Below are 23163 nucleotides of genomic sequence, written 5' to 3'. Positions count from 1 at the left end.
CTTATTTGCTTACTTTAATTTTTTGATCTTATTGAACAATACGCCGCCATTATCAGGAGCAGCTGGATTCTTGTTCAAACCAATATCGTAATCTGAGTCTTTCATTGCTTCAACTTGTCCCATCAAGTAGCCATTACCAACTTGTGAGAAGAAATCATGGTTAGTTGTTCCAGTAGAAATACCGTTCATAACGATTGGGTTAACGTCTTCAGCATTACCATCGGGGAATAGTGGTGATTGTCCCAGGTTCATCAGAGCCTTATTGGCGTTATAACGAAGGAAGACCATAACTTCTTCGGTCCAGTTAGTTCCCTTGTACAATTCATTGGTGTATTTTTCTTCATTGTCGTATAACTCATACAACAGATCATACATCCAATCCTGCATCTTTTCTTTTTCGTCATCGGATAGTTCTTCGAATCCTAATTGGAATTTATATCCAATATAAGTACCGTGAACCGATTCATCACGAATGATCAGCTTAATGATTTCAGCAACATTAGCTAGCTTATTATTGCCCAGATAATAAAGTGGAGTGTAGAAACCTGAATAGAATAAGAAACTTTCTAGGAAGACACTGGCAACTTTCTTTTGTAGAGGTGAGCCGTTTTGATAAATAGTATTGATAGTTTCGGCTTTTTTCTGTAGGAATTCATTGTGATCGGTCCAGTCAAAAATTTCTTCGATCTCTTCCGCCGAGTTCAAGGTACTGAAGATTGAGGAATAACTCTTAGCATGAACTGATTCCATGAATTGAATATTGTTGAAGACAGCTGTTTCAGCTTGGGTGCGGGTGTCCTTTAGCATAGCCTCGATACCGTCTTGTGACTGCAAAGTATCAAGTAATGTTAAACCACCGAAGACATGTCCGACAACGGTTTGTTCGATGTCACTTAGGGTTCTCCAGTCGTCCATATCATTAGATAGTGGGATACGAGTGTCTAACCAAAATTGTGAAGTTAGTTTTTCCCAAGTAGCCTTGTCAACTACATCTTCAAGTTTGTTCCAGTTCATGGCTTTATAGTACGTGTCAACCATTGTAAAATCCTCCTAAATTGAGCAGCTTTCGCATTCGTTGCTTCCGATTTCATCGTTGTTCTCGGTAAATGTACGAACATAGTACAGTGACTTGATACCCTTGTAGTATGCATAGTTACGTAAGATGCTGAGGTCACGAGTAGTTTGCTTAGGTTCAGTCTTCCATTCATAGATACCTTCAGGGATGACTGAGCGGACAAATAATGTCAAACTCATTCCTTGATCGACGAATCTTTGTGCTGAAGCATAGATATCGATAACTTTACGCATGTCAGTATCATAAGCTGACTTGTAGTATCCAATTGTGTCGTTACTTAATAGTGGGGCTGGGAAGTACAACTTACCGTTCTTCTTCTCTTGACGTTCTTCAACTAGACGAGTGATCGGTTGTAAACTAGCACTAGTATTGTTGACGTATGAGATCGAACCGTTAGGAGCAACAGCTAGACGGTAGGCGTTGTATAAGCCATCACGTTGTACATCAGCTTTAAGATTAGCCCAGTCGTTTTGATCAGGAATCTTGATCCCATAGAATAATTCTTTAACTAAGTCAGACTTAGGTGCGAAGCTTTCAGTCAGATATTTGTCAAAATAAGTTCCGTCAGCGTAGGCTGACTTTTCAAAGTTGACGAAAGTTTCGTTTCTTTCTTTGGCGATATGGTTGCTTTCGACTAAAGTCCAATAGTTAAGAAGCATGAAGTAAACACCAATGAATTCTATTGATTCGGGTGAACCATATTCGATATGTTGTTTAGCAAGATAGGTGTGGAGTCCCATGGCACCGAGACCAACGGAATGACTCATTGTATTGCCATGAGCGACTGAAGGCACAGCGGTGATATTAGAGGCATCACTGACGAATGTCAAAGCACGAAGCATTGAACGAATCGACTTGCCGAAGTCAGGACTATCCATCATATTTAAGATATTAGTAGAACCAAGATTACAACTAACGTCTGTTCCTAATTTTACAAATTCTTGAGCATCATTTAATTCTGATGGAATTTGTACTTGTTGGATCTCAGTACACAAGTTACTCATAATGATCTTACCGTCGATTGGATTGTCGCGATTAACAGTGTCGATATTTAGAACATAGGGATAACCAGATTCTTGTTGTAGCTTGCTGATTTCATCTTCTAGTTCACGAGCGTTGATTTTATATTTTTTGATACGGTCATCAGCGACCATATTGTCATATTCTTTAGTGATGTCAACGTATGAGAAGGGAACGCCATAAACACGTTCGACTGAATAAGGACTGAATAAATACATGTCGGCATCATTTCTGATCAATTCGTAATACTTGTCAGGCACGATGACACCTAAAGAAAGAGTTTTAACACGAACTTTTTCATCCGCATTTTCTTTTTTGGCAGATAAGAAATCAATAATATCAGGATGGAAGACATTCAAGTAAACCGCACCGGCACCTTGACGTTGGCCTAATTGGTTGCTGTAACTAAAACTGTCTTCAAGTAACTTCATAACTGGCAAAACACCAGATGATGAGTTGTCGATGCCTTTGATCGGTGAACCGGATTCACGTAGGTTAGATAGCGTGATACCAACACCACCACCGATACGTGATAGTTGTAAGGCAGAATTGATTGTGCGGCCAATGCTGTTCATGTCGTCAGTTACTTGTAATAGGAAACAAGAAACATATTCACCACGACGCTTACGACCAGCATTCAAGAATGATGGTGTCGCAGGTTGATAACGTTGCATGATCATTTCATTAGCAAGCGTTGTAGCTTGTTCTTGATCACCATTGGCAAATAACAAGGCATTGAACAAGATACGCATCTCGTAATTCTCAAGATACATATCGCCATCGTCAGTCTTAATAACGTATTGATTGAAGAACTTATAAGCAGCCATGAATGACTTAAATTGGAAGTTCTTGTCTAATAGTGATTGATAAAGTTGGTCGATGAATTCAAATGGATATTCAGCGATAACTTCTTTTTCGATGTACTTATTATCGATCAAGTAATCAATGTGATCTTTAAATGAATCAAATTTCATAGTATTTGGTTCGACGTTTTCGGCGAAGAAAGCTTTAACAGCTTCTAAATCCTTATTCAATGGAATTTTACCATCAACTGGAATATTGATTTCGTTATTTAGTTTGAAGTAACTTACTTTGGTTATGTCTAGATTATTTAGTCCCAAGGTTATTCACTACTTTCTTGAAATTTTCTACGTCTTTGTGAGTACCGTTGAATTCAAATTCGAAGACAACCGGAACGTCTAGTCCGTGAGCGATGTCTCTGGCTGTGTGATTGTAAAGAGAATTGAAGTTACGATTCCCACCACCAGCTAAACCAACACAGTTTTTAGCATTGTCCTTGTATTGTAAGAAATCAACGACTGGATCCATCATGTCATCGTCGTATGCCGGAACGATGAGAATAAAAGACCGACCCATTTCGTGAAAAGGATCGGCGTCAGATATTTCGTATCCATTTAGACCGGTCTTGTTGACGAAGCGCCGTGTTTGGCCGGTAATTGAGTAATAGGCTATTTCGACCATTAGTTGGCTAGTTCTTTCAAACTATCTGGGCGAAAACCGACGATGGGGTCACTATTTGCAGGCATAACTACAGGTACACTTTGGAAGCCTTGTTCTTTTAACATATCAAGGTATTTTGGTTCTTGATTGATGTTGTGTTCTTCAAAGTTAATGTTATGTTCTTTTAAGTATCTCTTTGTCATTTTGCATTGCATGCAGTTGTTTTTGCTATATACGATTACGTTGTTCATAATATCTCGCTCCCTCGAAATGTGATTCATTCACTAGTATAAAACATTCAATATACCAATACTAGTAATTCTTCTTATGAAAACACAAAATATAGTATTATATTGTAATTGGTATACATCATAGTGTGGCTGAAAAGACCAGTCTGACGGTTTTTGTCTAGAGAATAATATTCTGATTTTTATTATATTTGGTTCTTTCGTGGTAAAATTACCGTAATGACTATTATATGTTTTTCAGTTAAAATTACAATTGTTGAAAGGCAATAAGTTAGTAGGGAGAAGATTATGAGTTCTTGGAATTTTGTGGGAATTATCGCTTGGGTCGTAGTTATCGCACTATTGATCTTCGTGGTATTTAATATTAGAAATCGACATTTAAAAATATTGGTTGTCCAAAAAAGTGGTATCACCTGGAAGACGATCTTAGTTGATCTGTTGGAAATAGTCGTGGTCATTTTTGCGGTGAGTGCAATGTTGTATGTAACATTGTTCTCAAGAGTTGATTTGAAAGATAAAAACGACATTGCAATGTCATATAAGTATGAACCGATGATCGTACAAACTACTACTGATGGTCAAGGCTATTATGTCAAGATCGATAAGAAAGATAAACACAGTGATAATGATGTTTATCAATATTGGGTAAACAATTCTACTTATACGGTCTCAAGTCATAATGCGACTATTTCAGATGCTACTCTGCCGTTCAACGTATCAGGGATGCGCATGAACTGGCCAATGGATAAGATCAAGAAGATGGATTCAAAGTATCAATATGCTTATGTCATTACAGCACATGCTAAGTATAAGAATAACTTTATGAATGGCTTAGGTCTCAGGGCGGGACGTTTTGCAGTTGAATACCGTGTCCTGAGAGTACCTGCGCGTTCATTTATTGATGTAGAAGCACAACAAGAATAACAGAAAAGGAGCTATGACTTAATTGCCATAGCTCCTTTAGATTTACTTGATTTTTTTGATACTTACAACGATCTTATTATTTAATTCCATTTTGTTTGTATCATCTTTAGGATCATTCTTTACGATTTCCATCAAAACGGAATGTTCGTAGACTTTTTCGACTTTACCTTCGAATGGATAATCCATATCTTCATCTACTTTGCACTCGTAAACTTCTCCAACTTTTAAATCTTCTATTTTCATATGTATAAATCTCCTAGGATTTTTTACTTAACAGACTAGTATAATAATATAGTAGAAGAAATAATTCAAATAATAGGATACATTATGGACAAAAAAATTATCGTAATTACCGGCGCTAGCGGCACTGGCAAGACAACTATCAGCCAATATTTAAAAGAAAAATATAATATTCCTCCAGTTCTGACACATACAACAAGGGCTCCCCGTGCAGGAGAAGCCGACGGAGTGGATTATCATTTTGAAACGGATGAAACTTTTTTTAAAAATCATTATCTAGAGCAAGTAGAATACTCTGGCTTTCATTACGGATCTTCAGAAGAGAGCCTGGAACAAACTTGGAAAATGGTCAATGTTGCCAGCATTGTGGTAGATACTGCTGGGGCCATTTCTTACAAAAAAAAGTATGGAGACACGGCAATTGTGATCTTCTTAGAGGTTGATATTGATACTGTGGCACAAAGAATGCACGGCCGTGGTGATGATCCTAAACGATTATCTAAGCGAATTAATAGTGACGAATTCAAACGGGATCTCAAGATTCCGGATGAATTAAAGGGTAAATCATACGAAATTGTTAACAAAGACATTGAAATGACTGAAAAAAAGGTCGATAAAGTAGTAAATAACCTCAAATTCAAGTAATTTGATTATTCACAAAAAGACTATGAATGCTGATATAACAGCATTCATAGTCTTTTTATTTTGTGAACAAAAAAGTGTAACATTCTTATACAATTGCTGTAACAATTCTGCAACATTCAGAGTGTATTATAGTCATCGTTGAGTGATAAGAAAATAACTTTTAAGAAAATTTAAACAATTAAAAAAAACAAACCATTACGGGGGATTTCAATTTTGAATACTAAGATTAAAAAAGGTCTAATTACATTTACAGCAGCTGCTTCATTGGCAGTTACAGGATTGGGTGTTTCAAACGCTTCTTCTACAACAGTTAAAGCTGACACTGTTACACCAACTGCAGTTCGTACAAACAGTATGACAATCCTTTATTCAACTGCTTCATCAGATGCTAAGACAACTGGTCGTGCACTTGCTGCAAATACTGACTGGTCTGTTGGTAAATCAGCTACAGATGCTTCAGGTAACACATTCTATTACGTTGGTAAGAACGAATGGGTTAAGGCCTCAGATGTTACAGATATGTCAACAATCACAGAAGCTGCTACAGATGATTCATCTGCTTCAACACAATCAGATGCTGATGCTGTTGTTAATACTGCAAAACAATACTTAGGTACACCTTATGTATGGGGTGGTAAGACACCTTCAGGTTTCGACTGTTCAGGTTTCACATCATACGTATACCAACAAGCAACAGGTAAGAGTATCGGTGGTTACACAGTAGCTCAAGAATCAGCTGGTACAACAGAAGCTGTTTCACAAGCTTCAGTCGGAGATCTATTGTTCTGGGGTAGCCAAGGTGCTTCATACCACGTAGGTATCTACCTAGGTAACAACCAATACATCGCTGCACCACAACCTGGCGAATCAGTTAAGATTTCAAGTATCTCAAGTTACTTCATGCCTTCATTCGCTGTTAAGGTTCTATAATACAAATTCAAAATTAAAATCGCTTAAAGACTGCCTCGGGCAGTCTTTTTTTTGTTCAATTTAGTATAATGAATAAAACTAAATACAAATGAGGCGTATTATGGAAAAAATAATCGAAGCAGCAATAAATTTGATCGAACCGAAAATGACAATTAGTTTTGGTGGTGGAAGTAACGTTGGTCGATTGTTAAAGGAAGTCGCACAGCAAAAATTAGATATTACTGTCTGCACGCCTTCAGAAGTTACTAAAAAAGCTTGCCAGGATCTCGGATTAAATGTGTCTGAATTAGATCAAATCAAACAAATTGATTTAGGATTTGATGGTTGTGATAGTTTGGATGAGAATTTAAATGTCTTGAAGAGTAACGGCGGTATACATGTATTCGAAAAAATTTATGCCCAAAGAGCCCAAAACTATATTATCTTAGCACCCAAGGAACGTTTAAAGAATAAGCTAGATCCAAATGTTTTCTTAAGTCTTGAAGTGATTGAAGCCGCCATACCACAGGTCATCGAACTAGTGACTGAATTAGGTGGTCAAGCTATTGTTCGTCAATCAAGTGACCTTGCTGGTATCGTGAGGACTAGATTAGGTAATGGTTTAGTTGACTGTACCTTTGATAATTGGGACGATATTACTGAGATAGATCAAAAGCTGAGTTCGTTCAATGGAGTGGTTGCTACATCATATTTCCATGATTTTGTATCAGTGGCCTTATTGTCTGATGGCGACAAAGTAATTCAAAAGGGAAAATTAAAGTAATGCCTAAAAAAATAAAACGTGGCAAAACACGTTTTATTTCTGAGTTTTTTTATAGTTAAACAATCTCAATTAATAGTGAACATATCTTGCCATCTTCATCGAAGCGATAGTAATCAAATCCATGTAAAGCAAAGATGGCACCGTCACTTTTGAGACCAGCTACTGACCATTCGGTCTGATAATAGTTTTCGATATTTTGAGTTTTAAAAATATGTTTTAATTTTTTGTTGCGATTAAAGAAAGTCCTAAAAAATGCAGCCACTTCTTCTTTGTTTGTAGCCGTCACATTACAACCAGAACGAATCGCAACATTATCTGAGAATAAGTCAATAATATCATTGACTGCCTGATCATCATCTGTAGCAAAATCGGATAATTCAAAATATTTTTTTATCGTTTCTTTATTTCTATCCATAATTTTATTCATCATAATAATAGAACACCTTCTTACACTGGTTTGAAGATAAGTATAATCGGATTCTGTGAAAAAGCTAACAAAAATCCTCGAGAAAATATTATATTTTCTTGAGGATTTTTATGAATATTTTAATTAGTTATTTCTTTGATTTTAGATTGTATTTTCGTCTCATTATATCCCAACAGGATTAGAAACATCACAGCATATAGAATTAATGGAATAATTGCGAAGTTTAAATTTATTGCCGAAATCGTCGAAGCTGACTGAGTTTTATTTGAAACGTAACCAGTTAGTTGCAATGATTCGGCAGTAATTAATCCACCCAATCCTAAGCCTAGATTAACACCAAAGTCGTCAGTTGAAGCTAATACGCCCTCAGCCTGAATTCCCATGGCAGTACCATAACGAATCGTGTCAGCAATCATGATTGATACAAGCCCAATTATGAATCCATTGCCGATAGAATTGATTAAGATTCCAACAAACAATACCGGCATATTCTCCATATAGGCAGCAAATGTAATAATGATTTGTCCGACAAATGCCATTGCAATACCTGAGAGCATGGTATGTTTCTTACCGATTTTGCCAGAGACAAAGTAAATCGAAACGACACCGATCAAGGCTGTCAGAGTGAAGCTATTGGCAAGTGAGACCATCGCTTCATTTTTCAAAACATATTTGAAGTAGTAGATAATGGTCTGATTCTTGATAGCAGTTGTCATCCAATATAAGAATATAACAACGGAAATAACCATCCACGGCTTATTCTGCTTCATCATACTCCAAACCTCTGAAAGTGGCTGGTGGTTGATCTCATCATTAGTATAACGTTCTCGTACATGGAAAAAGGTATTGAGGATCAATACTAATGAGATTAATCCAAACAAAGCAATCGTCAGTAAGAATCCTTTTTGCTGGTCTCCCTTACCGAAGAAGGCAACTAGTGGAATGGTGACGGTCGCAACAATAATTTGAACTGAGCTACCAAAGAACTGTCTGATGACACCTAATAAGGTAGTTTCTTTTTCATTTTCAGTCATTGTTGGCAAGATAGAGGTAATTGGCAAGTTAACGGCCGTATAGAAGAATCCTAAGCCCAAGTACGTTACGTAAGCCCAGATAAGTTTGCCAGAATGTGGCAAGAATCCTGGTGTGACAAACGTTAAAATAGCAAAGACAACATATGGAAAAGAGAACCAAAGAAAGAACGGTCGACTTTTACCCCATTTGGAATGTGTGTGATCGATCATCACGCCGATAAGTAGGCTTTCAAAGACGTCAGCGGTACGTGCCACGACGAATAGAATGGCCACTTCATTAGGAGTTAAGCCGAAAACGTCAGTATAAAAGAACAGCAGATACATTGTCATCATCTGGAAGACAAGATTATCTGCGGCATCACTTAGTCCATAGCTGAGTCGTTCAGGTATAGATGTTACCCATTTATTCATTTCACACCTACTTTTGTGCGGTTAGGCGACGGTAAATTTCTGCTCCAACAATATCATTGGTCCACATCCAAGCAATGTGTCCGAGCGCTTCAGAGATGTGTTCTTCAGTTGGCTGGTCTGCGGCTGATGGAACGGTCTTCATCATCGGCATAATACCGATATGAAAGGCAACCCAAATAGCTAGACCAAAGATTGAACCAGCACCTACTCTGATATAAGGCTTGTATTGTGCTAGGACTTCATAGATGATAGCGAACGAAGTTGAGAAGCCGAAGTGCATCAAGTAACTGACCCAAGGCAATTTTTCACCAGAATAAGTATAAGTGGCGTGAGTTAGTTTTTCAGGCATACCAAATTGTTGCAGCAGCTTCTGTGGTGGGTTAGTAGAGTTTCTTTCAGCAGTTCTTGGTGGCAAAATATTTTCCCAACCAAGTTTGACTAATCCAGAAACGACACCAGCAGCTGTACCAGCAATAATCGCAGCCTTCAAGTTGTGCTTTTGTTCATGTGATAATTTCATAATGTGTCCCCCTCAGGTCGTATTTTCCTTCATTATAAAACAAGATTTACGATAACTCAGGTGATAGGTCTTGAGACATCATAATTTCTTCATACTTTATTACTTATTTATTCGTACTTTCCAAGTTATTTATTCATAATTGGGCGTTATTATTTAAGCATAGTCAAATAACAAAGAGGTGACAGGATGCATCGATAATCTTAGTACTCAGATACAACCCCGTATAAAAATTTTCTTAAAAACTCACAAAACAAAAACACAATACACAAAATAGATAAAACCCTTAAACAATTTTATTTAATCCCCTAATTAAATAAAACCCCTATATAAAAAGCATATAAACGTTAAAAATATATTTCCCCCCTGATATATATTTTTGCAGAATCAAAAATAGGAACCCTGCCTCTACTGCAGGATTCCTATTTTTTTTAATGCATTTGTGTACGAATGTTTATGGTGGATCCACTTAACCAATTCATGACGTAGTCATCCACATGGACGTGCATATCTTCGTGCCCGTATTCTGGCATGATCAAGTGTTCCTTTTGGCAATTCAAACGATTATAAATTGCAAATTGTGTTGAGGGGAAGCAGACGTTGTCTTCTAATCCAGTAATTAATTTGACGTTTCCTTTAATTCTGTGAGCCATATTTTTGATATCTATATAAGATAGAGTATTAAGAATCTCTTGTTCAGTCCGATGGAAGGGATCAGAGAACTTAAAGTATCTAAAGAATTCATCGTATGGTTCACTTTGATCACCTAGTTCAAGGATACGTTTGAAGTCCGATAAGAATGGATAGATGGCTACAGTGGAAGTGATTTTGGAATTCAAGGCTGCAGCGACGAGGGATAGGGCGCCACCTTGAGATCCACCGTAGCTATATAGTTTATTTTCATCTACGAATGATTGTTCTGAGATGATTTCAACTAATTGATAAACATCTAGGTAGACATCTTTGAAGAATAAATTATCTTTTCCTTCGATAGATCCACGAATAACTTGTCCTTTGACCGTGTTGCCACGGAAGACCTTGCTATCGGTGGATTTACCCGACTGACCTCTAGTGTCCATTGCGACGATACCTAGTCCTGCGGCTGGGAATTGTAATAATGCTGACCAGTCAGAGGATTGTCCCATATATCCATGAAAATTAAAGACAACTGGAACTGTCGAATCTGATTTTGGGAAAATACATTTAGCGTAGATAGACGCACCATTTGTTCCTTCAAATGTTAATTCGAAGCAATTGACCATAGGCAAGTTGAAATCCTGAGGTACTAATTGGTATTTATATGTGGTTGATAGTTTTTTGATATTGTTATCCCAGAATTCATCAAAGTCCTTGGGCGGATCGTTTCGACCTGTGTATGTTTCCATATCTTTTAACGGCATAGTATCTTGCAATGAAGTTCACTTCTTTCATTAAAAATTATAAGCTTAAAGTTTTGTGAATCCAAGAATCAGCCAGATCTAACCAGACGGCTACACGGCTATTTACGTCTTCATCATGTTGATATCTTTGGGTCGCATTTGAAGCTAATCCGATTCCGTGGATACCTTCGCTAAAAGTATTGAAGACATGATATTCGAATGGAACGTTAGCTTCTGATAATGCATAAGTGTATGCCAAAGTGTTTTTGACTGGTACAACTTTATCAGCCATAGTGTGCCAAATGAATGTGGGAGGAGTTTTTGCTGTTACTTGTTCATTTGAATTCCAATATTTTTTATCAGAACTGATTTTTTGAGCATCATCAATAGTTTTAGGAAATCCCATTTGAAGACCAACAACTGGATAACCAAGTATTTGGGCGTTGGCTTTGATCGACTCATCAAAGCCTAAGGCTCGCATATCGTCGGCAGCTAAAGAATTCATTAGTGCAACGAGATGTCCACCAGCTGAGAAACCTAAAGTTATGATTTTTTGAGAATCAATGTTGTATTTAGAAGCGTTTGTCTTGAAGTATCTGATTGCTTCTAGGCCGGCAATTATTCCATTTGGATAGAAGGGTGTATTGCTCGCATTAGTCATGAGAGGATAATTAACAATTGCGGCCTGATAGCCTCTTGCTAGAAAGGCTTCAGCAATCGGTTCGGATTCACGTTCTTCCAAGGCAACAAATCCGCCACCAGGAAAAATCAAGACTAGTGGCCAAGTTCTTGGATCTGGATTCTCATCAAATTGCTTTTTGAAGAAAATATCAACACTGAATGCGACGTTTGATTCACTTTTTAAGTTTATTCTTTTTTGTAGCATTTAAGCTGACCTCAAATTTTATTTTGCACTCTTAACGTATTTTTCGTTAACAGTTGATGCAGTCAAACCTACGATATTATGAACATATTTCTTAGGTGCAAAGAAGCTGAAAATATATGAGAAGAGGAATGAGGTAATGAATGCAACTGTAGCAACGATCAATGATGAATCATTAGTTTGTTGTACATAGACTGTTACAGCAATACTTGTAATCAATCCTAAAATGACACCGAATGTATTGGCACGTTTGGTAAAGATACCAACGGCGAAGACACCAGCAATAGGAACACCGAATAGTCCAGTAACAGTAAGGAATAGATCCCAAGTCTTAGAAGCATTACCAATTAATAGGTAAATTGACATTGCTAATCCGAATAGTCCAGTGATGATGATAACGATACGAGCAAGTGTAACGTCTGAGATGTTCTTCCATTTGTGATCGAAGAAACGTTGTTTGAAGTCGGTAACGAAACATGAAGAAATGGCATTCAAACTTGAAGCAATTGTTGATTGAGCAGCCGCAAAGATACCAGCGATGATCAATCCAGCAATACCAGCAGGCACTTCAGTGATAACGAAGTAAGGAACCAAAGCACTAGTATTAAATCCAGCGGGAAGTGAACCATTGTTTCTGTAGAAACTGAATAGAACAGTACCCATACCGAAGAATAGAGGAATTGTGATCAAAGCAAGAAAGGCGTTTGTCCACAATGATTTGTTTGTTTCTTCTTGTGTAGCAGTAGTTTGATAACGTTGAACAACGTCTTGACTACCAGTATATTGATAAACTGTGTTAAAGAATTGACCAGCGAAGATAAGAGGTAAGAACTTAGTTAGATCGCCGATATTCAGATCTTGTGATGATAGGATCTTGTGGTTGGCAATAGCGTCAGCAGCAACGGTTCCGAAACCACCTTTGATGGAGAAACCACCAATTAGAACAACTAGTAAGGCACCACCAAGTAATAGGAATCCTTGGATGACATCACTCCAGATAACACCTTCGATACCACCCATGAAGGTATAAATGATACATAGGCCACCGACAACACAGGCGATTAAGATTGGATTGATATTTGATACCGTTGTAATAGCAATAATAGGTAAGTAGATAACGATAGCTACACGACCAATGTGGTATAGCATAAATAGTGCAGAACCTAGAACACGGATAATGGGACTGAAACGTTCTTCAAGATATTCATAAGCTGTAGTAACTTGAAGTTTTCTGAAGAATGGAACGTAATACTTGATCAAAATTGGAACGATAATGATGATACTTAGTGAACCAACACCATAGGCCCAGTCTTTTAGATAGGCTTGTTCAGGCGTTGACATAAATGTGATAGCACTAAGTGTTGTAGCATAAATACTAAAACCAGCAGCCCATGCGGGGATACTACTCTTTGCTTTAAAGAACGCATCGGTATTCTTGCTGGCTTTTTTTGTAAAGTAAACACCGACACCAAGCATTGCTAACAAATAGACTACTAAGACAATCCAGTTTAATGTACCAAAACCGACTTTTGTCATACTTTCACCTCATTAATTACATTTCCTACAATTTTATTTTGTTTTGTGGCTCTTTGAATAAAGAATTTTAAGATCAATGGTGCGATGATTGTTGTCACAACTGTTACCACGATCATTGCTGTGTAATGATTTGGATCAATCAATTTAGCTCCGAGAGCAACATTAGCGACAACTAATGCCATTTCGCCACGGGAAACCATTCCGGCACCAACGATGTTTGATTCACTCCAAGTGAGATGGAATAATCTGGCACCCAATGCACCACCAAGTTGTTTTCCAATGATTGCGATAATAATAAGTGAAACGATGAATACAATGTCACTGTGTAATCCCTTGAAACTAATATTTAACCCAATACTTACGAAGAAAACCGGGATAAATACTGCGTAACCGATCGGCTCTATTTTGAGAGCTAGATTCTTTTGGAATGAAGTTTCTGACAAAGCAATACCAGCAAAATAAGCACCTAGAACATCGCTCATGCCTAATGAAACAGCAATAGCTGCAAAACCAAAGCAAAGAATCAATGCACCAGTTGCTTCGTTTTCACTGGTTTTTAATTTACTGAAAAATGACATGAATGGAGGAACAAACCATTTTCCAAGAACAAACATCAAAATAAAGAAAAGCAATTTTGTAGAGATCATTAACCATAATGGTTGGTCGCTACTTCCAGCTGAACCAAAGAAGGCAACACAGATACCTAATAAAATGACACACATAATGTCATCGGCAACTGCAGCTCCAAGTATGATGGCTCCTTCTTTGGTGTTGAGACGTCCCATTTCCTTTAGAACCTGAACGGAAATACTTACGGATGTTGCACTGAGAACTAGTCCGATAAAGATTGAAGTTGTCCAGGCAAAGTTGAAGACTAAGGCACAGAGCATTGCTGCAGAAACAGTCGGGAGGATAACTCCCAAGGTTGCAACAGTTAGGGCTGGTTTCCAATATTTCATCAATAATGAAAGATCGCCTTCAAGTCCGGCAATGAACATCAGTACAATGACTCCAATTTCGGAGAAGTATTGAATGAACGTTGTTCCGACAAGGATATGAAGGACAGCGGGTCCAGCGATAATACCAACAAGTAACTCACCAATGACACTTGGAAAATTCAAGATACTTGATAGATGTGCGCCTAGTTTTGTCAAAATCAGAATGATAACAAGCTGAACTAAATAGGTCATTAATGCGAATTCCGATCATTCAAAATAGTATTAACTTGTTCAATCTGATCATTTAGTTTGTCTGATGGGATGTCGTATTCTAGGAAGACAGGAATATCAGTATTCAAGCTACGAAGCAGTGATTTCCAATCGGTTGCCCCGTCACCTAACATGACAGTTTCTTTGTCTTTGATGTCCTTTAAGTGGAATACAGTGATCTCGTTTTTGAATTTGTCGAATGCATTGCTTGGACATTCAGAAATCCAATACCAGTTACCGGAATCAAAAGTGTATCCCAATGGTACTTGAGCATCTTTTAGTTTTTTGAGCTGTTTATCGAACTTATTAATTGTTCCATCTTCGTTTGGTTGATTTTCAATTGTAACTTTGACTTGATATTTGTTTAGTAGATTTGTTAGATTTTTTAATTGTGTGTCTGAAATATCTTCAGAATCACCCATACTTATTTTTAGTTGGCAGATATGATGGTCATCAGCCATTTTTAAATATTTTTCTAAGTTAGAGTTAACTTCGTTAGTGTTAAACAATTGTTCAGGAATTGAATAGAAGAATTTCCAATTATTGTTTTGACACAATTCGGCTATTTCTGATAATTCTTTATCCTTTGTTTCTTTTTTAAATAATTCCCCTCGGACCTCAATATTATCGATAGGTGATCCTGATAATGTTTCTAAACATTCAAGTTGAGATTTACCAGTTTGAACTTCATTTAAGAAAATTGCTGTATTAACTGAAACGTGCATATTTTTTCCACCTTTCAAAAAAAAACCGTCACTAATAAGCACAACTGTGTTTACTAGTAGCGGTTAGATGGACTGGATAACTATTACGTGAAAAATATAACATGACTCAATAAAAATGTAAACGCTTTTTTGATAATTATTACAGATTTATTTATATTCGGTAATTTATATCTTAAAACTACTATATTAAGACCGTGATTAATGTGCATGTTTAATATTTGTACTTTTTGATAGTGATATTTTTATCGATCGGCTTTTAAAAAAAGTTCAATATTTTTTTATTTCTTTAGAAAGCGGTTACAACAATATTTGTGGAGTTAAACGATAATTATTATCATTATTTGCTATTGAAATATATATTATCGTATAGTACATTTATGTCAGCGGTAGACGACGACCGAGTAACTATTACACAAAATTAAATAAATCGAGGGATAATGATGAAAAAATTATATTCAGCATTAATGACTGCATTCAATGATGACGGAAGTGTTAATGAAGCTGGCACTAGAGAAATGATTCGTTACAATATCGATGTAAATAAGGTCGATGGATTGTATGTTGGTGGTAGTACTGGTGAAAACTTCAATATGAGTCACGATCAAAAGGAACAAGTATTCAAGATAGCTATTGATGAAGCCAAAGATGATGTAGATCTTATTGCACAAGTTGGTTCACTAGATCTCAATGAATCTAAGTATTTGGCCAAATTTGTTACTGACTTGGGATATCCTAAGATTTCAGCTGTAACTCCTTTCTACTATAACTATACTTTTGAACAAATTAAGAATTATTATAATGAAATTGTTAAAGATGTTGATAACAAACTTCTTATCTATTCAATTCCTGCTTTAACAGGTGTTTCACTATCAATGGAACAATTTGGTGAATTGTTCGAAAATCCAAAGATTATCGGAATTAAGTATACAAATGCTGATTTCTACCTATTAGAAAGAGTTCGTAATGCCTTCCCTGACAAGTTGATCCTGTCAGGATTTGATGAAATGTTACTTCCTGCACTTGCACTTGGTGTTGATGGAGCCATTGGTTCAACATACAACTTGAACGCAAAACGTGCTAAGGCTGAAATGATTGCTTTTGATGATGGTGACATCGATAAAGCACGTCAACTTCAACATGACAGTAATGACTTGATCACAGCACTTATTAAGAACGACATTTATCCATCATTGAAACTTGTATTTGAAGAAATGGGTGTACATGCTGGTGTTACAAAGGCACCAATGGCTAAACCTACTCCTGAAATGCGTGCAGGTGCCAAAGAAATTTACAACAAATACTTAAAAGAAAACTAAGAAGTGATTTAAGATGAATGATTTTTTGGACATAGTCAAAGGAAAATTAGTAGTATCATGTCAGGCACTAGGTAATGAACCACTGCACAGTTCGTTTATCATGGCCAGAATGGCACGTGCTGCAAAATTAGCAGGATCAGTTGCTATTAGAGCCAACTCGGTGGTTGATATTCAAGCTATTGAAGATGAAACTCACCTACCCATTATTGGACTTAGCAAAGTAGATTATGATGATTCTCCAGTTTACATCACACCAACGATCAAAGAAATGCGAGCCGTTGCCAGCGCCGGAGCTGCTGTTGTAGCCTGTGATGTAACTGGCCAACCAAGGCCACATGGCGAAAAGTTAGCTGATATTGTTGCTCAAATGCGCAAAGAATTCCCTGATACTTTGTTAATGGCTGATACGGCTACACTTGAGAACGTTAAAGAAGCCAACGAGTTAGGTTTTGATATCATTGGTACGACAATGCACGGATATACACCTGATACAGAGGGATTGAATATTGCTGATAATGACTTCAGTTACTTGAAGGAAGTTCTTTTAACCGCAAAACACCCTGTTATAGCTGAAGGTAAGGTGGATACTCCTGAAAAGGCGCGCCGCTGTATTGATCTAGGATGCCACGCTGTTGTAGTTGGCGGAGCAATAACCAGACCGTTGGAAATTGCTACAAAATTTATTAATGCAGTTAATGAATAATACAAAAAAACCGTTACTTGTTAGAAAACAAGTAGCGGTTTTTGTCTTTAATCGAATTTGTTATCAAGGACTGTTTCAACAGTATGATTTAATCTAGTTCTATAAGTGTCATTCTCTAATAACATAGTAGTAATAATATCTAACGCATAGGTTAGGGCAAATTGAGAGTTGATGAATCTAGTGTTATTTACGAAGTTACTATTTTTCACTAGAACTGGGTAATCGCAGATCTCATACATTGGACTTTTCTCAATGCCAGTGATTCCAATGGTTTTAGCATGGTTATCTTTAGCCATCTGCAGAGCGTTATTTAATCCTTTGGTATTACCAGATGATGAGAGAGCCAAAATAACATCATTTTCGTTCACGATGCTGCTAGTGATGTACATCAAGTTACTTTCCGTCATTGGAAAGGCCGCAATGCCCATACGTAGTAAACGCTGAGTCATTTCTAATGCGGTATAACCGGAACTTCCGATTCCAAATAAGTAAACACGACGGCCGTTGGAAATTAGTTCGACTATTTTGCGTAGTTGTTCAATGTCCAGGCGTTCCCAAGTATCGCTTAGGACGTTCTTGTAGAAGCTGTAGACTTCATCAGTAATGGAACCGGATTTCATTTCGGTATTCTCAGTATTATGATCACTGGCCAATTTTAGTTTGAGATCATAGAAGTCTTTACAATTCATTTTTTTAACGAAGCGAGTAATAGTGGCGTTACTTACGCCGGTAGTTTTGGCGAGTTTGTTGATACTCATTTGTTGGACACTCTCGGAATCCTGGATGATTTTAATCGCAACTTTGCGTTCTTGTCTTGATAGAGTGGGCAAAAGATCTTCAATTAGTTTTAAAGTATTCAATAGAACACCTCCGTGTGTTTTAAATATAGCACATTCATAATAACTATCATAATTATAATATGTGATAATAGTTAACAAATAGAAATGAAGGTATAACTCATGGAAAACAAAAAATTCTTGGCATTTGATATTGGTGGAACGACTATTAAATATGGCATTATTGATGATGACTTAAAGATTAGTGATACTGGCAAGGTCGATACGGAACATAATAAAGATAATCATATTATCGAAGCTCTGAAAAAACTGTCTGTTGAATTTCAAAGCAAATATAAATTATCAGGGATTGGTGTTAGTACAGCGGGGATAGTCAAAGATGGTAGTATTTTATTTGCCGGTCCCACAATAGCTGATTACAAAGGAACGAAGATAGAAGCATCTTTGAACCAATTGACAGGTTTGCCAGTATTTGTAGTTAATGATGTTGATGCTGCATTGTTGGGCGAGAATTTAGCTGGAGTAGCACAAAATAAAGAGTCAGTTTATTGTGTTGCCCTATGCACAGGTATCGGTGGAGCATACTTAGATCATGGAAACCTGTTGAGTGGGGCACATGCGTATGCCAATTCGATTGGATATATTTTATATGATGACAAGAGCAAGACATATTATGAACAACGTGCTTCGACTTTGGCATTGGAAGGCAAATTGAAACAATGTTCTATTAGCGTCATCGATGCATTTGAAAAGGCCAAAAAGGGTGAAGAACCATACTTACAAGTAATTGAAGATTGGGCAGATGAAGTTGCCAGTGGATTGGCTGAGATCGTTTTGTTGTTTGATCCTGAAACCCTAGTTATTGGTGGAGCAGTCTCTAAACAAGGAGATTATCTTTTGAATCTACTACAACGCCATATGGACAAGAAGATTCCAGCTGGACTATTTAAGACAGATTTGGCAATTGCCAAGTTGGCTGATAAAGCCCAGATGTACGGTGCTGTATCACATTTCATGATGTAATTTGAAGGGTATCCTCACAATTCCTTCACAAATTGTTATTTAATTATTCGTACTTTCCTAATTGTATATTCATATTTGGACGTTATTATTTAAGCATAGTCAAATAACAAAGAGGTGAACGAATGGTAATGATAAAGCAGTTCAAGAGCACAACCCTTCAAAACATAAAATAGATAAAACCCTTAAAAATAAAAAATCCCTATATAGTATTTAATCCCCTTATTTAAAAACAACCCTCATAAATTACACAAATGAAAATATATTTCCTCCCCGATATATATTTTAAAAATGAAGTTAAATACAAGAATTTATAAGAAAGAGAGATAAGATCATGCAAATAATGTGAAAAGGAACTCGTGCCGGAAGACGCGAGCCTTTTTGTTTTGTATAATTGATTTATATAGTTCAGTAATTCTGATTTCGATGATTTGGAGGGCGTTGTAATGGGATTAATAGATAACTGTATTTACGGTATTGATTATTAATGACATCGTCCTCACAATTTCTTCACAAATTGTTACTGGTTTATTCGTACTTTCCCAATTATTTGTTCATAATTGGGCGTTATTATATAACCATAGTCAAATAACAAAGAGGTGAACGAATGAAACGGTAAACCTGATAGTGAAGCAACCCTTATAAAACAATTACACAAAATAGATAAAACCCTTAAAAACATATATTAATCCCTATAAATTAAAAACTTCATTTAATCCCCCCTTAAATTAAATGAAACCCCTCATATAAAAAGCATATACACATAAAATATATTTCCCCCCTGATTTATATTTTAAAAATGCAAAACTCACATCTTTAGACGATGTGAGTTTTTTTGTTTTGGAATTATTTGTAATGACTATAAGCAGAATAAATTGTAACTACATGTAAACTTTCATCGACTTTATAAACAACTCTATGTTGGAAATTGATTCTTCTAGAAAAAAATTCTTTTATTGGCGGGATTAATTTTTCGAACGATTGTGATATTTCGAAAGGATCATTACGTAAGGTTTCTATTATTTGCAAAAAGTTTTTTTCTAAATGGGAACCTTTGATTTTTTTTAAGTCTTTTTTAGCACCGCTTTTGATTTTGATTTGATATTCTAAAGGTTCTTCCATATGTCATCAAAATCCTCGTTGTCATCATTTTCACGTTGTTTAATTTGATCGATTGTACCGTTGCTAGCGAGAAAAAGAGTTTCCTTAATGGCATCCCAGTCATCTTTGCCAATTAAAATGGCACCTTTCTCATCAATCTTAGTTGGTTCGATGGTTATCGGTTTTCTTTCAGCGTTGACCTCTTTGATTAATTCAAAGAGATGTTGTCTAGCACTTGTAGGTGTATAAATTTCTTTCAACATGCGACCCTCCTAACGTACGCTATAATGTACATACAGTGTATTATGATTTATTTAGCTAGTCAATAAAAATGACCATAATTTAAATTACGCACTTTTAGGCGATTAATAACTAAATTTCTTTCAAGAAGGATTAAACCATGATTAAGGATGTTGTTATCATTTGTAATAGAACAGGTGCAATAATTAAGTAGTAATATACAGACACTTATGGGAGGGGATTCCATTATGAAATCATTAAAAAATAAAGATTTAAAATTTTTCTTTACAATTATCATAATTCTGTATTTGTTAGACAATTTAACTAGTGGTGGGAATACTTGGATGAGTCTAAAATTAATTGTTCAAGTTCTGTTAACGGGATGTATTGCCACAATAGCGATGCATTATTTGATTTTTAAACGATTTGATGAAAAGTAAATACGAAAAAGCCACGCAACTGGATTGATTGCGTGGCTTTTTATTACGGAATTCTTGTGAATTCCAAGGTTGTGAGGATAGAGGTTGGATTGGGACCTCTTTAAAGAATAATGGTGTTTAGACCCCGATCTGTTACTTAAACGATGCTGCAGTGGCAGCATTGCAATACAAGAAGTGACCGGGCAGAACTTCTTGTAATGATTGATCATCTGAGAATGGTTGTGAGTGATCGAAGTCGATACGTTCACGTGTCTTCTCGATGGCTGGATCAGGAACAGGAATGGCTGACAGAAGACTTTGAGTATAAGCATGTAAGGGATGATTATAGATCTCATCAGAGTCAGCTAGTTCAACGATCTTACCATGGTACATAACGGCGATACGATCACTGATGTACTTGACCATGGATAGATCATGGGCGATAAACATATATGTCAATCCTTGTTCCTTCTGGATATCTTGCATCAAGTTGACAACTTGAGCTTGAATGGAAACATCCAGTGCAGAGATCGGTTCGTCGGCGATTACGAATTGTGGTTCAACTGCCAAAGCACGGGCGATACCGATACGTTGACGTTGGCCACCGGAGAATTCATATGGGTAACGTGTCATATGTTCTGGGTTCAAGTGAACCATATCCAATAGTTCACGAACTCGTTTGTCACGCTCTTCATCACCCTTAACTAGTCCGTGAACATCAAGGCCTTCGGCGATGATATCCTTAACCTTCATTCTAGGGTTCAAAGATGCATATGGATCCTGGAAGATCATCTGCATTTCACGACGGAATTCTTTCATTTGGGGACCATGACTCTTGATCTTACTGATGTCTTGGCCATTAAATAAAATTTGTCCGTCAGTTGGGTTATAAAGTCTGATAATACTACGACCAGTCGTACTCTTACCAGAACCAGATTCACCAACTAATCCAAAAGTCTCACCTTTGTAGATGTCGAATGAAACATCATCAACGGCTTTGACTTCGTTAGGTTTGCCAATGTTGAAATACTGTTTCAAGTTTTTAACTTGAACGATTTTTTCTCTTTCATCTACCATTATTTAACACTGCCTCCTAACTCTTTGAATTTTTCAAAACGTTTTTTGATCGATGCCGGTGGATCGACCTTTGGTGCATTGGGGTGCAACAGCCACGTGGCTGCATAATGATTCTTGGAAACTTTGAAATATGGTGGTTGTTCCTCTTCGTCAATTTCCATCGCATATTTATTACGAGGTGCGAAGGCATCGCCCTTTGGTGGATTCAAAAGGTTAGGTGGAGTACCGGGAATTGAATTCAGACGGTTATTTTCACTAGTTTCTAGTGTTGGCATTGAATCCAGTAATCCCCAAGTATAAGGGTGTTGAGGATTGTAGAAGATGTCATTAACAGAACCGTATTCGACGAACTTACCAGCATACATAACAGCAACTCTATCGGCGATACCAGCCACAACCCCAAGGTCATGGGTGATGAAGATGATTGATGTACCGATTTTTTGTTGTAATTCTCTTAATAGATCAATAATTTGTGCTTGAACAGTAACGTCAAGGGCAGTTGTTGGTTCATCAGCGATAAGGATCTCTGGATAATCAACAATCGCGATGGCGATGACGATACGTTGTCTTTGACCACCTGAAAATTGGTGAGGGTAGTCTTTCATACGTGCTTCGGGATTAGGAATTCCAACCAGACGTAGAACTTCTTCAGCTCTGGCCATAGCGTCTTTCTTAGAAACATTGTTGTGGATCAATAAAGGTTCCGCAACTTGTTTGCCAATTGGCATAGTTGGATCGAGTGATGTCATAGGATCTTGGAAGATCATCGAGATTTTGTTCCCACGAATATCATCCATTTCCTTTTCACTTTTTTGTAGGAGATCATCCCCGTGATAGAGGATACTTCCTTTTGCGATATCAGCGTTCTTAGCTAATAATTGCAGGATAGAACGAACGGTAATTGACTTACCAGAACCAGATTCACCAACGATAGCTAAGGTTTCACCGGCGTTAAGATCGAAACTAACCCCACGAATAGCTTGGACAGTACCATTGTATGTCGCAAAATTAACATGCAAATCTTTTACTTCTAGAATTTTATCCATTGCTTATTCATACTCCTT

26 protein-coding genes are annotated in these 23163 nt (G+C 36.9%); 8 read left to right on the top strand and 18 right to left on the bottom strand.

From position 1 onward, the window contains the following. Positions 1 to 9: 9 nt before the first annotated feature. Genes nrdF through nrdH form a run of 4 tightly spaced genes read right to left on the bottom strand, consistent with a single transcriptional unit; the run spans position 10 to position 3807 of the window. Positions 10 to 1038, bottom strand: a complete 1029-nt coding sequence (gene nrdF, locus EKM68_RS03670) for a class 1b ribonucleoside-diphosphate reductase subunit beta (protein WP_125588302.1) — start codon at positions 1036 to 1038, stop codon at positions 10 to 12. Positions 1039 to 1050: 12 nt separating this feature from the next. Continuing rightward, positions 1051 to 3216 (bottom strand): class 1b ribonucleoside-diphosphate reductase subunit alpha, encoded by a 2166-nt coding sequence (gene nrdE, locus EKM68_RS03665; protein WP_125588301.1) that lies wholly within the window; start codon positions 3214 to 3216, stop codon positions 1051 to 1053. Then, positions 3203 to 3577: a ribonucleotide reductase stimulatory protein gene (locus tag EKM68_RS03660; protein ID WP_125588300.1), complete on the bottom strand. Its 375-nt coding sequence runs from the start codon at positions 3575 to 3577 to the stop codon at positions 3203 to 3205. Before EKM68_RS03660 ends, nrdE begins: the two co-directional genes overlap by 14 nt. After that, entirely contained in the window at positions 3577 to 3807 is a 231-nt protein-coding gene (gene nrdH, locus EKM68_RS03655) for a glutaredoxin-like protein NrdH (RefSeq protein ID WP_125588326.1), read from the bottom strand. The genes EKM68_RS03660 and nrdH overlap by 1 nt, the downstream gene beginning before the upstream one ends. A 285-nt stretch (positions 3808 to 4092) precedes the next feature. Between nrdH and EKM68_RS03650 the strand changes: the two genes are divergently transcribed. Next, complete coding sequence (locus EKM68_RS03650) at positions 4093 to 4728, top strand: LVIS_2131 family protein (RefSeq protein ID WP_125588299.1); 636 nt, start codon at positions 4093 to 4095, stop codon at positions 4726 to 4728. Positions 4729 to 4770: 42 nt separating this feature from the next. Here EKM68_RS03650 and EKM68_RS03645 read toward each other — a convergent pair whose 3' ends face one another. Then, on the bottom strand, positions 4771 to 4971 hold the full coding sequence (locus tag EKM68_RS03645; protein ID WP_125588298.1) for a DUF2187 domain-containing protein: 201 nt from the start codon (positions 4969 to 4971) through the stop codon (positions 4771 to 4773). An 84-nt stretch (positions 4972 to 5055) separates the two neighbouring features. On the opposite strand from EKM68_RS03645, the gene EKM68_RS03640 reads away from it, so the two are divergent. The 3 genes from EKM68_RS03640 (at position 5056) to EKM68_RS03630 (ending at position 7306) form a co-directional block, all read left to right on the top strand. Further along, positions 5056 to 5613, top strand: coding sequence for a guanylate kinase (locus tag EKM68_RS03640; protein ID WP_125588297.1), 558 nt, complete (start codon positions 5056 to 5058; stop codon positions 5611 to 5613). A 213-nt stretch (positions 5614 to 5826) separates the two neighbouring features. Continuing rightward, positions 5827 to 6543 carry a C40 family peptidase gene (locus EKM68_RS03635; protein ID WP_125588296.1) on the top strand — a complete coding sequence of 239 codons (717 nt, stop codon included), beginning with the start codon at positions 5827 to 5829 and terminating at the stop codon, positions 6541 to 6543. Positions 6544 to 6643: 100 nt separating this feature from the next. Next, a complete protein-coding gene (locus EKM68_RS03630; protein ID WP_164509343.1) occupies positions 6644 to 7306 on the top strand; it encodes a ribose-5-phosphate isomerase A in 663 nt (220 codons plus the stop codon). A gap of 55 nt (positions 7307 to 7361) precedes the next feature. On the opposite strand, the gene EKM68_RS03625 is transcribed toward EKM68_RS03630, so the two are convergent. The 8 genes from EKM68_RS03625 to EKM68_RS03590 form a co-directional block, all read right to left on the bottom strand. After that, entirely contained in the window at positions 7362 to 7736 is a 375-nt protein-coding gene (locus EKM68_RS03625) for a nuclear transport factor 2 family protein (protein ID WP_125588294.1), read from the bottom strand. A gap of 116 nt (positions 7737 to 7852) precedes the next feature. Next, the gene (locus EKM68_RS03620; protein WP_125588293.1) at positions 7853 to 9178 is read right to left on the bottom strand and encodes an MFS transporter; all 1326 of its coding nucleotides are present in this window, start codon (positions 9176 to 9178) and stop codon (positions 7853 to 7855) included. 7 nt (positions 9179 to 9185) lie between these two features. Next, on the bottom strand, positions 9186 to 9698 hold the full coding sequence (locus EKM68_RS03615) for a DUF1440 domain-containing protein (RefSeq protein ID WP_125588292.1): 513 nt from the start codon (positions 9696 to 9698) through the stop codon (positions 9186 to 9188). 428 nt (positions 9699 to 10126) lie between these two features. Continuing rightward, positions 10127 to 11107, bottom strand: a complete 981-nt coding sequence (locus EKM68_RS03610) for an acetylxylan esterase (protein ID WP_125588291.1) — start codon at positions 11105 to 11107, stop codon at positions 10127 to 10129. 25 nt (positions 11108 to 11132) lie between these two features. Then, positions 11133 to 11960 (bottom strand): alpha/beta hydrolase, encoded by an 828-nt coding sequence (locus EKM68_RS03605; protein WP_125588290.1) that lies wholly within the window; start codon positions 11958 to 11960, stop codon positions 11133 to 11135. A gap of 18 nt (positions 11961 to 11978) precedes the next feature. Beyond that, positions 11979 to 13493 carry a sodium:solute symporter gene (locus EKM68_RS03600; RefSeq protein WP_125588289.1) on the bottom strand — a complete coding sequence of 505 codons (1515 nt, stop codon included), beginning with the start codon at positions 13491 to 13493 and terminating at the stop codon, positions 11979 to 11981. Then, positions 13490 to 14683 carry a cation:proton antiporter gene (locus EKM68_RS03595; RefSeq protein ID WP_125588288.1) on the bottom strand — a complete coding sequence of 398 codons (1194 nt, stop codon included), beginning with the start codon at positions 14681 to 14683 and terminating at the stop codon, positions 13490 to 13492. Before EKM68_RS03595 ends, EKM68_RS03600 begins: the two co-directional genes overlap by 4 nt. Further along, positions 14683 to 15426, bottom strand: a complete 744-nt coding sequence (locus EKM68_RS03590) for a sugar phosphate isomerase/epimerase family protein (RefSeq protein ID WP_125588287.1) — start codon at positions 15424 to 15426, stop codon at positions 14683 to 14685. Before EKM68_RS03590 ends, EKM68_RS03595 begins: the two co-directional genes overlap by 1 nt. A gap of 440 nt (positions 15427 to 15866) precedes the next feature. Between EKM68_RS03590 and EKM68_RS03585 the strand changes: the two genes are divergently transcribed. Continuing rightward, entirely contained in the window at positions 15867 to 16742 is an 876-nt protein-coding gene (locus EKM68_RS03585) for an N-acetylneuraminate lyase (RefSeq protein WP_125588325.1), read from the top strand. A gap of 13 nt (positions 16743 to 16755) precedes the next feature. Further along, positions 16756 to 17445 (top strand): N-acetylmannosamine-6-phosphate 2-epimerase, encoded by a 690-nt coding sequence (locus EKM68_RS03580; RefSeq protein ID WP_125588286.1) that lies wholly within the window; start codon positions 16756 to 16758, stop codon positions 17443 to 17445. A gap of 47 nt (positions 17446 to 17492) precedes the next feature. Here the strand turns inward: EKM68_RS03580 and EKM68_RS03575 are convergent, their stop codons facing one another. Continuing rightward, a complete protein-coding gene (locus EKM68_RS03575; RefSeq protein ID WP_125588285.1) occupies positions 17493 to 18305 on the bottom strand; it encodes a MurR/RpiR family transcriptional regulator in 813 nt (270 codons plus the stop codon). Between the two features lie 99 nt (positions 18306 to 18404). Between EKM68_RS03575 and EKM68_RS03570 the strand changes: the two genes are divergently transcribed. After that, the gene (locus EKM68_RS03570; protein WP_125588284.1) at positions 18405 to 19265 is read left to right on the top strand and encodes an ROK family protein; all 861 of its coding nucleotides are present in this window, start codon (positions 18405 to 18407) and stop codon (positions 19263 to 19265) included. 843 nt (positions 19266 to 20108) lie between these two features. On the opposite strand, the gene EKM68_RS03565 is transcribed toward EKM68_RS03570, so the two are convergent. Together EKM68_RS03565 and EKM68_RS03560 are read right to left on the bottom strand one after the other, a co-directional pair. Next, positions 20109 to 20384: a Txe/YoeB family addiction module toxin gene (locus EKM68_RS03565; RefSeq protein WP_125588283.1), complete on the bottom strand. Its 276-nt coding sequence runs from the start codon at positions 20382 to 20384 to the stop codon at positions 20109 to 20111. Next, a complete protein-coding gene (locus EKM68_RS03560; protein WP_225422951.1) occupies positions 20369 to 20626 on the bottom strand; it encodes a type II toxin-antitoxin system Phd/YefM family antitoxin in 258 nt (85 codons plus the stop codon). Before EKM68_RS03560 ends, EKM68_RS03565 begins: the two co-directional genes overlap by 16 nt. A 225-nt stretch (positions 20627 to 20851) precedes the next feature. On the opposite strand from EKM68_RS03560, the gene EKM68_RS03555 reads away from it, so the two are divergent. After that, positions 20852 to 21043 carry a hypothetical protein gene (locus EKM68_RS03555; protein WP_125588282.1) on the top strand — a complete coding sequence of 64 codons (192 nt, stop codon included), beginning with the start codon at positions 20852 to 20854 and terminating at the stop codon, positions 21041 to 21043. Positions 21044 to 21175: 132 nt separating this feature from the next. Here the strand turns inward: EKM68_RS03555 and EKM68_RS03550 are convergent, their stop codons facing one another. Together EKM68_RS03550 and EKM68_RS03545 are read right to left on the bottom strand one after the other, a co-directional pair. Beyond that, positions 21176 to 22099 (bottom strand): ABC transporter ATP-binding protein, encoded by a 924-nt coding sequence (locus EKM68_RS03550; protein WP_125588281.1) that lies wholly within the window; start codon positions 22097 to 22099, stop codon positions 21176 to 21178. Continuing rightward, the gene (locus EKM68_RS03545; protein WP_125588280.1) at positions 22099 to 23145 is read right to left on the bottom strand and encodes an ABC transporter ATP-binding protein; all 1047 of its coding nucleotides are present in this window, start codon (positions 23143 to 23145) and stop codon (positions 22099 to 22101) included. The genes EKM68_RS03550 and EKM68_RS03545 overlap by 1 nt, the downstream gene beginning before the upstream one ends. Positions 23146 to 23163 lie beyond the last annotated feature (18 nt).

It is taken from the genome of Companilactobacillus jidongensis, from assembly GCF_003946575.1.
Taxonomy (GTDB): Bacteria; Bacillota; Bacilli; order Lactobacillales; family Lactobacillaceae; genus Companilactobacillus; species Companilactobacillus jidongensis.
This window is presented reverse-complemented; position numbering and strand designations above follow the sequence as displayed.

Coding starts and splice junctions, on each gene's coding strand:
- EKM68_RS03660 (WP_125588300.1), bottom strand. CDS start 3,577: ATGGTCGAAATAGCCTATTACTCAATTACCGGCCAAACACGGCGCTTC.
- EKM68_RS03630 (WP_164509343.1), top strand. CDS start 6,644: ATGGAAAAAATAATCGAAGCAGCAATAAATTTGATCGAACCGAAAATG.
- EKM68_RS03600 (WP_125588289.1), bottom strand. CDS start 13,493: ATGACAAAAGTCGGTTTTGGTACATTAAACTGGATTGTCTTAGTAGTC.
- EKM68_RS03595 (WP_125588288.1), bottom strand. CDS start 14,683: ATGACCTATTTAGTTCAGCTTGTTATCATTCTGATTTTGACAAAACTA.
- EKM68_RS03625 (WP_125588294.1), bottom strand. CDS start 7,736: ATGATGAATAAAATTATGGATAGAAATAAAGAAACGATAAAAAAATAT.
- nrdF (WP_125588302.1), bottom strand. CDS start 1,038: ATGGTTGACACGTACTATAAAGCCATGAACTGGAACAAACTTGAAGAT.
- EKM68_RS03560 (WP_225422951.1), bottom strand. CDS start 20,626: ATGTTGAAAGAAATTTATACACCTACAAGTGCTAGACAACATCTCTTT.
- EKM68_RS03555 (WP_125588282.1), top strand. CDS start 20,852: ATGAAATCATTAAAAAATAAAGATTTAAAATTTTTCTTTACAATTATC.
- EKM68_RS03585 (WP_125588325.1), top strand. CDS start 15,867: ATGAAAAAATTATATTCAGCATTAATGACTGCATTCAATGATGACGGA.
- EKM68_RS03590 (WP_125588287.1), bottom strand. CDS start 15,426: ATGCACGTTTCAGTTAATACAGCAATTTTCTTAAATGAAGTTCAAACT.
- EKM68_RS03580 (WP_125588286.1), top strand. CDS start 16,756: ATGAATGATTTTTTGGACATAGTCAAAGGAAAATTAGTAGTATCATGT.
- EKM68_RS03650 (WP_125588299.1), top strand. CDS start 4,093: ATGAGTTCTTGGAATTTTGTGGGAATTATCGCTTGGGTCGTAGTTATC.
- EKM68_RS03615 (WP_125588292.1), bottom strand. CDS start 9,698: ATGAAATTATCACATGAACAAAAGCACAACTTGAAGGCTGCGATTATT.
- EKM68_RS03605 (WP_125588290.1), bottom strand. CDS start 11,960: ATGCTACAAAAAAGAATAAACTTAAAAAGTGAATCAAACGTCGCATTC.
- EKM68_RS03620 (WP_125588293.1), bottom strand. CDS start 9,178: ATGAATAAATGGGTAACATCTATACCTGAACGACTCAGCTATGGACTA.
- EKM68_RS03570 (WP_125588284.1), top strand. CDS start 18,405: ATGGAAAACAAAAAATTCTTGGCATTTGATATTGGTGGAACGACTATT.
- EKM68_RS03640 (WP_125588297.1), top strand. CDS start 5,056: ATGGACAAAAAAATTATCGTAATTACCGGCGCTAGCGGCACTGGCAAG.
- nrdH (WP_125588326.1), bottom strand. CDS start 3,807: ATGAACAACGTAATCGTATATAGCAAAAACAACTGCATGCAATGCAAA.
- EKM68_RS03645 (WP_125588298.1), bottom strand. CDS start 4,971: ATGAAAATAGAAGATTTAAAAGTTGGAGAAGTTTACGAGTGCAAAGTA.
- EKM68_RS03550 (WP_125588281.1), bottom strand. CDS start 22,099: ATGGTAGATGAAAGAGAAAAAATCGTTCAAGTTAAAAACTTGAAACAG.
- EKM68_RS03545 (WP_125588280.1), bottom strand. CDS start 23,145: ATGGATAAAATTCTAGAAGTAAAAGATTTGCATGTTAATTTTGCGACA.
- EKM68_RS03565 (WP_125588283.1), bottom strand. CDS start 20,384: ATGGAAGAACCTTTAGAATATCAAATCAAAATCAAAAGCGGTGCTAAA.